Genomic DNA, 11,361 nt, shown 5'->3' with positions numbered 1-11,361 from the left:
AAACACGACTTTGTACAAACACCACAAGGTACTGGTTTTGTTAAAGGCAAGCGTAGCTCAGGCTACTTTGCCCTAGAGACTATTTTAGGTAATAAGGTTCACGCCTGCGCCAACATTAAGAAAAACACGGTTCGGATTTCTGCTCGAACCACTACGTTAACTCAACCAATGGAGGCGGCAAGGATACTCGTCACTTTAGTACCGAGTATCCTTGCCGTAAACTGATGATAATTCAAACCTTACTACCGAGTCCTATCGACGATATTATTATTCAAGGCAGCGAAAACGGCGTGAGCTATGTGGGTTTTTATCCACCTAAAAATTACCCCATTACAGCGCTTAGCGAAGTGACTAATGACGCTATTTTATGCGCCGCAGCGCAGCTTAATGAGTATTTTGCTAAGCAGCGCACTACCTTTACAGTACCTTTAGATACCCAAGGAACCGTGTTTCAACAAAGTGTATGGCAGGCATTACTTAACGTTCCCTATGGGGAACTTAAAACGTATGGCGATATTGCTAAGGTATTAAACAACCCCAAAGCGGTGCGCGCTGTTGGCGCTGCTAATGGCAAAAACCCAATAAGTATTATTGTACCGTGCCACCGTATTATTGGCGCAAACGCAAAATTAACAGGTTACGCGGGTGGACTTGCAAGAAAACAATGGTTATTGCAGCACGAAACCGGTTGATCAGTTCTTAATGCATAAAATGCATAAACCAAATTGGTATTAACGCTCATTTGAGGTAGCATAAGCGCACTTTTTATCTGAAGGCACAGCAATGGCGCAATTATACTTTTATTATTCTGCAATGAATGCGGGTAAATCAACCACTTTATTACAATCTGCATTTAATTACCAAGAGCGTGGTATGGAGCCGGTGATCCTCACAGCTGCAATTGATGATAGAGCGGGAGTAGGCAAGGTATCTTCGCGAATTGGGCTGCAAGCCGATGCGCATATTTTTGATGAAAACAAAGATGTGTTTGCGCTTATACAGTCACTAAATCAAGATAAAAAACGCCATTGTGTACTAGTTGACGAATGCCAGTTTTTATCTAAAGAGCAAGTGATGCAGTTAACCGATGTGGTTGATGAACTGGGTATTCCGGTACTATGTTACGGCTTGCGTAACGACTTTAGAGGTGAGCTATTTACCGGGTCGCAGTATTTACTTGCTTGGGCTGATAAGCTAGTAGAGCTTAAAACTGTGTGTCATTGTGGCCGCAAAGCCAACCACGTATTGCGTACCGATGAAAATGGCGATGCAATAGCCGATGGTAACCAAGTAGAAATAGGCGGCAACAACCGGTATGAATCGGTGTGCCGCAAACATTATAAAGCCGCGTTAAATATGGGCCGCTAATGCCTTTATAAAGGTGTCTATATCTGCTTTAGTTATGTCTAAGTGAGTTACTAACCTAAGTTGCTTACTTGGACTAAACAGTATTCCTTGCGCTTTTAAATTAGCTGCTAGCTGCTGTATATTTATATTAGGCTCGCAGCTGGCATAAACCATGTTGGTGGTGTTTTTCATGTTAACGTTAAAGCCATTAAGTGTACTTAATTGCTGCGCTAGGTAGCGCGCATTAGCATGATCATCGCTTAAGCGTTTGACATTATGCTCAAGTGCGTATTGCCCTGCTGCTGCTAACATTCCTGCTTGGCGCATACCGCCGCCAAGTACTTTTCGCCAGCGTCTTGCCTTGCTAATCAGCGCTTTTGAACCTAGCAATAACGATCCAACTGGCGCACCTAACCCTTTAGATAAACAAATCGAAACAGAATCAAAGTGCTGAGTAATGGCAGTTATATCCACATTAAGATCGGCTGCTGCATTAAACGCACGCGCACCATCTAGGTGTAGCGATAAGCTGTGCTGGTTTACAAACTTGCGCGCTGCAGCAAGATAGTCAAGAGCAAGTACTTTACCGCCTATGGTGTTTTCAAGGCTTAATAAGCGAGTGTTGGCAAAATGATTATCATCAGGCTTTATTGCCGCCGCTATTTTATTAAAGCAAAGTGTACCGTCTGCTTCGTTTTCAATTGGCTGGGGTTGTATTGAGCCTAAAACGGCTGCGCCGCCGCCTTCAAATTTATAGTTATGGGCACTTTGGCCGCAAATGTATTCGTCTCCGCGCTCACAATGTGCCATTAACGCCAATAAGTTAGCTTGAGTACCTGAGCTACAAAAAAGTGCCTCCGCAAATTCAAAGCGCTCACATGCATATGCTTCTAGTTGGTTAACACTTTCATCATCGCCATATACGTCATCGCCTACAGGGGCGTTATACATTATATCGCGCATAGCTTTAGAGGGTTTAGTTACCGTATCTGAGCGAAAATCTATCATAGGGTTAATCCTTACTATATTATTATTCGAGTTCTTCGCAAATTTGCTCACGTGTAGCTTTATCAAAATAACTCCAAGCAATAAAACGGCTAACTTTTTGCCCTTGTGCCATATCAACTATTTTATATTGGGCTATAGGGTGTTGTTTTAATTCTTGCTCTAAAGCCGCAATATTATCTTTTTTCGACACCAAAGAGGTAAACCACATTACTTGCTCTGCAACGGCTGCACTTTCTTTAATCATATTAGAGATAAATTGCACTTCACCGCCTTCGCACCATAGCTCGTTATTTTGGCCACCAAAGTTAAGTGTGCTGCTAGGTGCTTTGCCAAGGTTTTTCCATTTACGTTCGCTACCTTTAACAGCGTCTTCGCTGCTGGCATGAAACGGCGGGTTACACAGCGTTAAGTGGTACAGATCTTTACTGTTTATAACTCCTTTGAATATATTTGCGGCATTTTTTTGCTGTTTTAAGGTTATTTTTAAATTATTAAATTGCGCAATTTGTTTTGCTACTTTAATGGCTGCAGGGTCAATATCGGTGCCAGTAAAATGCCAGTTATATTCATGCCCACCTGTGAGCGGGTAAACTAAATTAGCGCCGGTGCCAATATCTAATACTTTAACTTGACGGCCAGTGGGAATTTGCGTTTGGTTATCGTCAGCTAATAAGTCGGCCAAATAATGAATATAGTCTACTCGTCCCGGAATAGGTGGGCATAAGTTATGCTGTGGAATATCCCAAAAATCTACATTGTAATGGGCTTTTAAAAGGGCTTGATTAAGGGTTTTTACCGCTTTGTTATCGCTAAAATCAATACTTTTTGTACCTGCAGGTGTTGTAATAATAAAAGCAGAAAGTGCAGGATGCTGCTCAGTTAATAGGTCAAGATCGTAGCCATTTAAATGTTGATTACGAGGGTGTAGTTTTGCGCGTGAGGTGCTTGCTTTCATGATGATTATTTTTACAACAGGAATAAAAGTTAATTGTAACAAATACCGAGATAAAAACGTGATAATTTTCCCTATGGCTACGAGGTTGTTACTGGTAGGATGAGCTGTTAGCAATTAAAAAGGACTCACTGTGGCAATCACTCAGCAATCAGTATTTATAACATTAGCCGATCAGCAAACACTGCATTTACGTCGTATTAGTAGCGATAAGCCAAATGGCGCAGTGGCGTTTTTTATGCATGGCGCGGTAGAAAACGGTAAAATATTTTATACCCATAGCAACAAAGGCTTAGCGCCTTTTTTAGCCGAGCAAGGGTTTGTGTGTTATGTGGCTGATTTACGTGGTCGTGGTGAAAGTAAACCGGTTATAGACAAGCATGCTCGTTATGGTCAAACCGAAGCTATTTTAGAAGATATTCCTGCATTTATAGATAAAATAGAGCAGTTAGAGGGGAAAAAACCAGATTATTGGCTGGCTCACTCTTGGGGTGGGGTGTTAATGAATAGCGCATTTGCACGATTCCCAAATTATATTAACGACGTAAAAGCCTGTGCTTACTTTGGCACTAAGCGCTCGTTATTTAATAATCACCCTAAAAAGTTACTTCAAGCTAATTTCATTTGGTATTTTATGGCGCCGTTAATGGCTAAAAAGCATGGGTACTTACCGGCTAAACGCTTAAAGTGGGGCAGTGACGATGAAACACAAAAGTCGCATTGGCAAAGTATGCAGTGGGCTAAAAAAACACCTTGGATAGACAGTGACGATAACTTTGATTACGCTAAAGCCGTTGCACAATTAACCTTGCCGCCAACGCTGCATATTGCAGGCGCAAAAGATAAAGCCCTCGCACAACCAATAGATATTCAAAAGTTTATGGAAGAGTCGGGTCCTGGGGTACAAAAAATGCAAATTTATGGACGTCGTTATGGCCATAAAATAGATTACGACCATATTAATATGTTAACCCATCCGCATGCGCGCAATGAGCAGTTTAAAGATGTACTTAATTGGTTTGCGACTGCGCCAAAAGCTTAAGTAATGGCGTTTTGTAGCGTTGCCACTTATCAACATTGTGCAGATTAACCGGTTCACGTATAGCGTGTTTGCTGAGTGTGGTAACCGCGATTTTTTGTTTATAAAATGCCAAGCAATTTTCTTCAAACGAGCAACCTATAAACCTAAGTAGTGCAGTGAGTTGGCCTTTGGGGTCCGTTACTAATTGCTCATAACTTAGGTTATATATTTGCAGTGCCGGAAACGCCTGCCAATGCGCCATTAACTTTTCGTACAAGCTATGGTATTGCTTAAACTCGGTTAACGAGCAAAAGTAAGGCTCGTTTTCGGCAAAATAATTACTAAATACCGAAAATGCCGTGGCATTAAAATCGCGGGTTAAATTAATAAATTTTGCATTTGGAAATAGCATATAAATAAGCCCAATAGCTTGATAGTTGCTTGGCAGTTTATTAATAACAAAGGGGCGAGAAGGGCTTGCTGTTTTTAATTTTGCTATATAAAGGTCGCGGGCCTTATTAATTAACTCATGTGTTAAATGATCTAAACAGTGTGGATAGCTAAAACCGGTTTTTTGTTCTAAAAAAGCCATCACATCACTACTTATACTAATACTTTCACCCATGCTTGAGCACTGGCTATGATTTACCAACATTTGTTCAAGTAGGGTTGAGCCGCTGCGTGGCATGCCAATTATGAATAAGGGGGTAAGGCCACCTTTCACACTTTTATTCGCTGAGCTTAAAAGAGCAGCTGTATTGTATTTTATTATGTCGTCGTAAAAAGCAGTAAGAACTTGGGTATCAAATTCGCTTAGTTTTCGTTGTAATTGGTTAGCTAATACAAAGTAGTTAAACGCCTGATCAGTATCCTCTAGTTTGTCGTAACTTTTTGCCAAAGCGTAATAGCACACCATTTTAAGGCGTAAATTATTAGTTTGCGTTAGCAAGTGATGCAAGTTACTGAGGTAGTTATGTTCTTTGTCAAAACGCCCCAATTGTACCAACTCTAACAAAATATAAGCTGTAACAGGGTAAACGCCTAAGCTCAGTGCATGCGAAAAAGTAGTATGGGCTTTATTTAGCTCACCATACGTTAAATAGTGCTGGGCTAAATAGTAATGTGGGTCGGGGTTATTACTGGCTAAGTTTTTTGCGTACTCAAGCACTTTTAGCGCATCATTTGGTGAATTTACATTATTAAATGCATCAGCAAGTGCGTGTAGAGGTTCAAGCATATAAGGCAGGCGTTCACAGGCTTTTTGTAATAAATATACAGCATCATCATTACGCTCTAGGCGCAGTGCAATTCGGCCTAAACCAAACAGGGCTTCGCCGTTATCAGCATCGGCTTTAAGTATTGTTTTGTAGTAAAACTCAGCATCTTTAAGTTTGTTTTCTGCCAGTAACTGATTCGCTTTTTTAAGTAGCATTGTAACTTTAACATTCCTGTTGATTCTGTCTTGACTATCTATACAGCGAAAAAGGCGAAATGTCTTTCACATTTCGCCTTCACCTTATGACCAATAAGGATTAAAAAGTATAAGTTGCTTTAACGTAATAATAACCACCGTTAATACCAAATGGTGATGTTTCGTAGTATTGACCACCCCAATTATTATTAGGGATAAAGTCGCTAGCGCCACTAAAATCAAGTTTTTCAGCTTCTTGGTCAAGTAAGTTTTGTGCACCTACAGAAAAGCTCATTGATTCGTTTAAAAAATAAGTAATTTCAGCATCTAAGGTAACCGCAGCATCTGCCATTTTAGCTGTTTCGTCATAATCTACATGCACACCTTGGTATTCACCAAAGTAGTTTACGCGGGTAAACGCAGAGAAGCTTTCCCATTGTTGTGCCCAGCTTAGAGTTGCACGATGATTAGATAAGTCATTCTCAAGACGGCTTACTTTAAACGGCCCTGTAATAATGGTTGAGCGGGTAACTTCGGTTTCATTCCAGTTGTACGCTAAGCTAAATGTTGAGCTGCCATTAAGTAACTCAGTTGAGTAGTTAGCCACTAAATCAACACCTTGTGTAGTGGTGTCAAAGTCATTAGTAAAAAAGCTTACCTGTGCTAGGTTTTGTACGTTAGGAATGCCCGAGGCAGTAAGTTTGTCTTTGTCTGCTTGGCTAAGTTCAATTTTATCAGATTGACTAATGCGCTCATCAACTTTAATATTGTAATAATCTACCGTTAAAAATAAATCGCCTAGCGTGTACACAGCGCCAAAAGTATAGCTTTGTGATTCTTCAGGCTCTAATTCTTGCCCGCCAAGTTGTATCGCAATTGGGTTAGTAGGTGGTAATAATGCTGAATCTACTAATACACCGCTGCTAAGGTTTGTTTGTACGTTACTCACATTAGCTTGGCCAACCGTTGGCGCTCTAAAACCTGTGCTGATTGAACCACGAATATTTAAATCTTCAGTTAAGTGATACTGAGCCATTAATTTGTAGTTAGTTGTCGTGCCAAAGGTATCGTAATCTTCAAAACGAACGGCTAGACCCATTAAAAACTCTTCAGTAAAGGGCGCTTCTATATCAACATAAGCGGCGTAGTTACGACGGCTATATTCACCGGCATCAGAGGGTTTAAACCCCGGGAAGCCATTTGAACCAATACCAAAGCCTTGATCGGTAAGTGGCCCTGCAATAAACGAGGCTTCATCGCCAGAGATCACAGTAAAGGTTTCTTCATGCCATTCTAGGCCTGATGCTATGTTTACATCGTATGCTAGGCCAAAATCAAAACCTTTAGATAGATCAAAGTTAAAGTTTTTCTCTAATTGTTCGTATTTACCTGGGCTAAAGTCACGTGGGCTTTCTGGGCCTAAAGACGCATTGATCGTGTCGTAAATAAAGTAGCGAGATTCATTATAACCAACCGTGCCGCTTAAGTCGTAATATACATCCTTTAAAAAGCCATCAGTAAACTGACCTTTAGTACCAATAGTGAGTGACGCATCGGTAATATTACCGCCAAAGTTTGGTGTAAAACCACCCGGCAGCATTTCATTAAATGCAAAACAATCTGGGTTATTTGCCACCCCATTAATATAATCTGGATTATCAAGCACGTTATCATCAATGGCAATAGTTGGGCAGTTGCCACTCATATCACCGGTTAAATCGCCAACGAGTAAAGTATCGCCGCCATCGTTTGAATAAGCACCCGGGCGAGTGTGAGGGTTACGGTAATAAAAACCACCTCTTACATCGCGCTCAGAGTAGTTACCAAACATGTAAAACTCTGAGTTATTGGTTAGCTCTAAACCTACATTACCAAAAATTGAAATGTCGTCGTTAACCTCAGGTGCGCCCCATACTTGAGTAATAGGTGCTATGTCGGGCACGCCGGCATCATTAAGTGCTTTAGCATCAAAGCGTTGTACTGAGCGGCTGGTTGCATCTGCGGTTTTATATTGAAAGCTTAAATTTGCAAAGCCATTGTCGGTAAATGGAAGACCAATATTGCCCGAAACTTGAGTGGTGTCGCCATCACCTTCGTAATACTCGCCCTTACGCACTTCAAGAGAGCCACCTTCAGAGGCATCTTTTAATACAAAGTTTATAACCCCTGCAATAGCGTCAGAGCCATATTGTGCAGCAGCACCGTCACGCAGTACTTCTACTTGCTTAAGGGCAATACTTGGAATAACCGAAATATCGGCACCTTGAGCACCATCGTTAATACCACCACCTAAAAAGGCGATAACAGAAGCGCGGTGTCGGCGTTTACCATTTAATAAAATAAGTGTGCTGTCTGATGGTAAGCCCCGAAGGTTAGCTGGGCGCACTAATGACGCTGCGTCACTAATTGGCATAGAGTGTACGTTTAATGAAGGTATAGCGCCCTTTAATAGCTCTAGCATGTCGGTGTTACCTGACTTGCTTAGCTCTTCACCACCAATAATATCAATAGGAACCGGTGAGTCACCAATAGAGTGAGGTGCTGAGCGTGTACCAACAACAGCAATTTTTTCTAGATTTTTATTAACTTTGGTTGTTGTTTGCGCGTCGGCTGCAATAGCAGAGCCAGATATAAATAATCCGGCTGTAGGGTGGCTAAGGCAAATTTAACTGCCTGGTTTAGCACATTGCTTTTTAATTTCATTCTAAATATCCCCAGTTAGAATAGTTTTGTTAATCATGTTTGTGTAACACGAGTTATTTTTGTAGCGGACTAGTCACATTTCATGGGGAGTAAGGTAATACTTGCTGACTCCTTAAAGCTTAATAAATTAAGCCCACTTCCTGTGAGTCCAGCTTATAGACTATAGAGAAAAAACAAGTAGAGAAATTAATAATTAACTATTATTTAACAATGAGGGTGTTTTGTATGAAATTGCAACAATACAGTGTGTGCTGCTTGTAATGCGCAGTTTGATTAAGGAAACGGTTAAATTAAGGGGAGTTTGAATGAGGGTTTAAGTGTTTTTGTTACTTTATTGTTATTGCGTGTTGCTCATTTTCACGCTTCCAAATAGCGAGCTGCTTTTTATATTCATCCCATACGCATGGGCAACAACTTCCACCACCACAGCACTCGTCCGGCTTAGGTTTTTCTGGTTTTGCGACTGCAGGTAGTATATTTAATTGCATATTAAGATTTTTTAAATACTAAAAAGGCTGTAAATAATAAAGTATTGACCTTGGCATGTAAATTATTCTTTGTGAACTTGAATCCCTGTGTGAGAATACGCCAATGCGATTATATAAAGTCATACACCGCGCACCATGGCGGGTTGTTAAAATTAGTTCCAAGCGCCAGCAATTGCGTTTTCGTCGTGCTATGGTTGCGCTTAAAATTGCGCTTGCGCAAGAAAGACAAGAAACAAAAGAAATGCTTTCAATTTATAAACGCTACACACAAGGGCAAACAAATAAAGCCGAATTAAAGCGTGCAAACGAGCAATTTGTAGATATTTTAAAGGGTTTGGGTTTAGGGGTATTTGCCATATTACCGTTTGCGCCTTTAACTATTCCCTTAGTGGTTAAACTGGGCCGCTTAGTTGGCGTTGATGTTTTGCCTAGCTCCTTCAATATGAATCGTTCAGTTAAAGAGCTTGATCGTGAAATAGCTCAAGAAAATCAAAAGCAAGACCCACAAAACTCATTAAAAAAGTAATCTATAATTGGCAAAATTAGCGATACCTTTTGCGTCTCCTTATTGTTATGCTTAGTGACCATTTATATTTTGTGAGTCATTTAATGAGTGCATTACTTCGTCATACTTCTTCTGGAATTCCTTTATCTTTTATCCTTAAAAACGAATTAACCGATTGGCTTACGCAGCAACCTACATTTGTACAAAACTGGTTAGCAAATAGTGGTTTTGAAAAGCAAGGGCTAGCATTAGTACCAAACCCTGAAACGGGTGAGCTTAACCATGTTTATTGCATAATGCGCAGCAGTGATGACTTTTGGGCTGCAGGCGACTTAGCCACCAAGTTACCGGTAGGTTGTTATCAAATTCAAGGTGAAAAACACCTAATAGAGCAGCTTGCTTTAGGCTTTGTATTGGGTGGTTATGAATTTAGTGAGTACAAAGAAAAAGTCACCGCAAAAGCGCAGTTAGGTATTGCTGACAAAACACTTTACGAGCAAATAAAACAACAAGCCGACGCAATTGGTTTAGCCCGCGATTTAGTTAATACCCCGGCTGCCGATATGATGCCGCAACATTTAGCACAAGTCATGAGTGATTTAGCCGACACCTTTGATGGAGACTTTACTCAGTGGATTGGAGATGAGCTGTTAGAGCAAAACTACCCAACAATTCATATGGTTGGCCGTGCGAGTGAAAATAAGCCGCGTTTACTCGACTTAAAATGGGGCGCAAAAGACGCACCATTAATTACTTTGGTTGGTAAAGGTGTATGTTTTGACTCAGGCGGGCTTGACTTAAAACCGAGTGCCGGTATGCGTAACATGAAAAAAGACATGGGCGGCGCAGCGCATGTTATTGCGCTTGCGCAGCTTATAATGGCTGCTAATTTACCAATTAGATTACGCGTGTTAGTACCTGCGGTTGAAAACGCGGTTTCGCGTAACGCATTTCGCCCTGGCGATGTAGTAAAAACCCGTAAAGGCATTATGGTTGAAATTGACAATACCGATGCCGAAGGACGTTTAGTATTATGTGACGCGCTTAGCGAAGCCCAAAACGACGAGCCTGAGCTTATAATTGACTTTGCTACCTTAACAGGTGCGTGTCGAGTTGCTTTGGGCACTGAACTACCAGGGTTTTTCTGTACTGAGCGTACTATTGCTAATAGTATTATGGACGCAGGGTTGAGCGTAAACGATCCGGTATGGCAACTGCCGTTATTTGATCAATATAAGTCATTTTTAAACAGTGATGTTGCCGATATGGCAAACTGTGCAAGCACCCCATTTGGCGGTGCAATTACCGCTGCACTGTATTTAAAAGAATTTATTGAGCCAACTACGCCTTGGGTACATTTTGATGTAATGGCATGGAACTTACGTGCTCTACCAGGTCGCCCAGTAGGCGGAGAAGCGTTAGGTATTCGTGCTGTATTTAATTACCTGCAAAACCGTTTTAACTAATAATCGAGTATTTAGTATGAGGTGTTAAACCTCATACAACTCAAGCGGTAAATTATCTGGATCGGCAAAAAAAGTAAACTTTTTGCCGGTTATTTCATCTTCTCTTATGTCCTCTACACTAACCCCTTGCGACTCTAAATACGCTTTAGCCACGTGCACATCACTTACTTTAAATGCCAAATGCCTTAACCCTTGTGCTTCAGGGTAACTTGGGCGCTCTGGTGCGCCAGCAAACGAAAATAACTCAATTTGACTGCCATCAGGTAAAGCTAAGTCTAATTTATAAGAATTTCGTGCGGCCCTAAAGTGCTCATTAATAATTTTAAGCTTTAATATTTTGCTATAAAAATGCTTAGCGCGAGGGTAGTCGCTGCAAATAATAGCGGCATGATGAATGCCAAGTAGTTTCATAACGCGCTCTCTAAATTGTGTAATTAAATACAAACACTAAAAACAAAAA

At 40.9% G+C, this 11,361-nt stretch carries 10 protein-coding genes and 2 pseudogenes; 6 read left to right on the top strand and 6 right to left on the bottom strand.

All coding sequences use genetic code 11. The features are described 5' to 3' along the window. From HC000_RS05655 to HC000_RS05645, 3 genes and pseudogenes are all read left to right on the top strand, one after another. Window positions 1-225, top strand: a pseudogene (locus tag HC000_RS05655) (HNH endonuclease); the annotation flags it as partial. After that, window positions 225-692, top strand: a complete 468-nt coding sequence (locus tag HC000_RS05650; protein WP_089369189.1) for a methylated-DNA--[protein]-cysteine S-methyltransferase — start codon at window positions 225-227, stop codon at window positions 690-692. The pseudogene HC000_RS05655 and the gene HC000_RS05650, both read left to right, overlap by 1 nt. Window positions 693-783: 91 nt before the next feature. Beyond that, window positions 784-1,368 carry a thymidine kinase gene (locus tag HC000_RS05645; protein WP_011329924.1) on the top strand — a complete coding sequence of 195 codons (585 nt, stop codon included), beginning with the start codon at window positions 784-786 and terminating at the stop codon, window positions 1,366-1,368. Here HC000_RS05645 and ltaE read toward each other — a convergent pair. Further along, window positions 1,351-2,355 (bottom strand): low-specificity L-threonine aldolase, encoded by a 1,005-nt coding sequence (gene ltaE, locus HC000_RS05640; protein WP_086994525.1) that lies wholly within the window; start codon window positions 2,353-2,355, stop codon window positions 1,351-1,353. The two genes, HC000_RS05645 and ltaE, sit on opposite strands and share 18 nt — an antisense overlap. 22 nt (window positions 2,356-2,377) lie before the next feature. Continuing rightward, window positions 2,378-3,310, bottom strand: a complete 933-nt coding sequence (rlmF, locus tag HC000_RS05635) for a 23S rRNA (adenine(1618)-N(6))-methyltransferase RlmF (protein WP_041454980.1) — start codon at window positions 3,308-3,310, stop codon at window positions 2,378-2,380. Window positions 3,311-3,440: 130 nt separating this feature from the next. Here rlmF and HC000_RS05630 point away from each other — a divergent pair, with 130 nt between their 5' ends. Beyond that, window positions 3,441-4,349: an alpha/beta fold hydrolase gene (locus tag HC000_RS05630; protein ID WP_011329927.1), complete on the top strand. Its 909-nt coding sequence runs from the start codon at window positions 3,441-3,443 to the stop codon at window positions 4,347-4,349. On the opposite strand, the gene HC000_RS05625 is transcribed toward HC000_RS05630, so the two are convergent. From HC000_RS05625 to HC000_RS05615, 3 genes and pseudogenes are all read right to left on the bottom strand, one after another. Beyond that, the gene (locus HC000_RS05625; protein ID WP_089369190.1) at window positions 4,318-5,760 is read right to left on the bottom strand and encodes a sulfotransferase; all 1,443 of its coding nucleotides are present in this window, start codon (window positions 5,758-5,760) and stop codon (window positions 4,318-4,320) included. The genes HC000_RS05630 and HC000_RS05625 overlap by 32 nt on opposite strands. Before the next feature lie 100 nt (window positions 5,761-5,860). Next, window positions 5,861-8,442, bottom strand: a pseudogene (locus HC000_RS05620) (TonB-dependent receptor). 326 nt (window positions 8,443-8,768) lie between these two features. Beyond that, window positions 8,769-8,930 (bottom strand): oxidoreductase-like domain-containing protein, encoded by a 162-nt coding sequence (locus tag HC000_RS05615; RefSeq protein ID WP_086998010.1) that lies wholly within the window; start codon window positions 8,928-8,930, stop codon window positions 8,769-8,771. A gap of 103 nt (window positions 8,931-9,033) precedes the next feature. Between HC000_RS05615 and HC000_RS05610 the strand changes: the two genes are divergently transcribed. Together HC000_RS05610 and HC000_RS05605 are read left to right on the top strand one after the other, a co-directional pair. After that, entirely contained in the window at window positions 9,034-9,456 is a 423-nt protein-coding gene (locus HC000_RS05610) for a hypothetical protein (protein WP_041454912.1), read from the top strand. Between the two features lie 83 nt (window positions 9,457-9,539). After that, window positions 9,540-10,901 (top strand): leucyl aminopeptidase family protein, encoded by a 1,362-nt coding sequence (locus HC000_RS05605; RefSeq protein WP_179807159.1) that lies wholly within the window; start codon window positions 9,540-9,542, stop codon window positions 10,899-10,901. Window positions 10,902-10,925: 24 nt separating this feature from the next. Here the strand turns inward: HC000_RS05605 and HC000_RS05600 are convergent, their stop codons facing one another. Beyond that, complete coding sequence (locus tag HC000_RS05600; protein ID WP_179807158.1) at window positions 10,926-11,312, bottom strand: VOC family protein; 387 nt, start codon at window positions 11,310-11,312, stop codon at window positions 10,926-10,928. Window positions 11,313-11,361 lie beyond the last annotated feature (49 nt).

Source organism: Pseudoalteromonas sp. MIP2626, assembly GCF_013414205.1.
Lineage (GTDB): Bacteria > Pseudomonadota > Gammaproteobacteria > Enterobacterales > Alteromonadaceae > Pseudoalteromonas > Pseudoalteromonas nigrifaciens.
This window is presented reverse-complemented; position numbering and strand designations above follow the sequence as displayed.

Excerpts from the sequence above, each read along its gene's own strand:
- HC000_RS05650 (WP_089369189.1), top strand. The coding sequence starts at position 225 with ATGATAATTCAAACCTTACTACCGAGTCCTATCGACGATATTATTATT.
- HC000_RS05645 (WP_011329924.1), top strand. The coding sequence starts at position 784 with ATGGCGCAATTATACTTTTATTATTCTGCAATGAATGCGGGTAAATCA.
- ltaE (WP_086994525.1), bottom strand. The coding sequence starts at position 2,355 with ATGATAGATTTTCGCTCAGATACGGTAACTAAACCCTCTAAAGCTATG.
- rlmF (WP_041454980.1), bottom strand. The coding sequence starts at position 3,310 with ATGAAAGCAAGCACCTCACGCGCAAAACTACACCCTCGTAATCAACAT.
- HC000_RS05625 (WP_089369190.1), bottom strand. The coding sequence starts at position 5,760 with ATGCTACTTAAAAAAGCGAATCAGTTACTGGCAGAAAACAAACTTAAA.
- HC000_RS05615 (WP_086998010.1), bottom strand. The coding sequence starts at position 8,930 with ATGCAATTAAATATACTACCTGCAGTCGCAAAACCAGAAAAACCTAAG.
- HC000_RS05610 (WP_041454912.1), top strand. The coding sequence starts at position 9,034 with ATGCGATTATATAAAGTCATACACCGCGCACCATGGCGGGTTGTTAAA.
- HC000_RS05605 (WP_179807159.1), top strand. The coding sequence starts at position 9,540 with ATGAGTGCATTACTTCGTCATACTTCTTCTGGAATTCCTTTATCTTTT.
- HC000_RS05600 (WP_179807158.1), bottom strand. The coding sequence starts at position 11,312 with ATGAAACTACTTGGCATTCATCATGCCGCTATTATTTGCAGCGACTAC.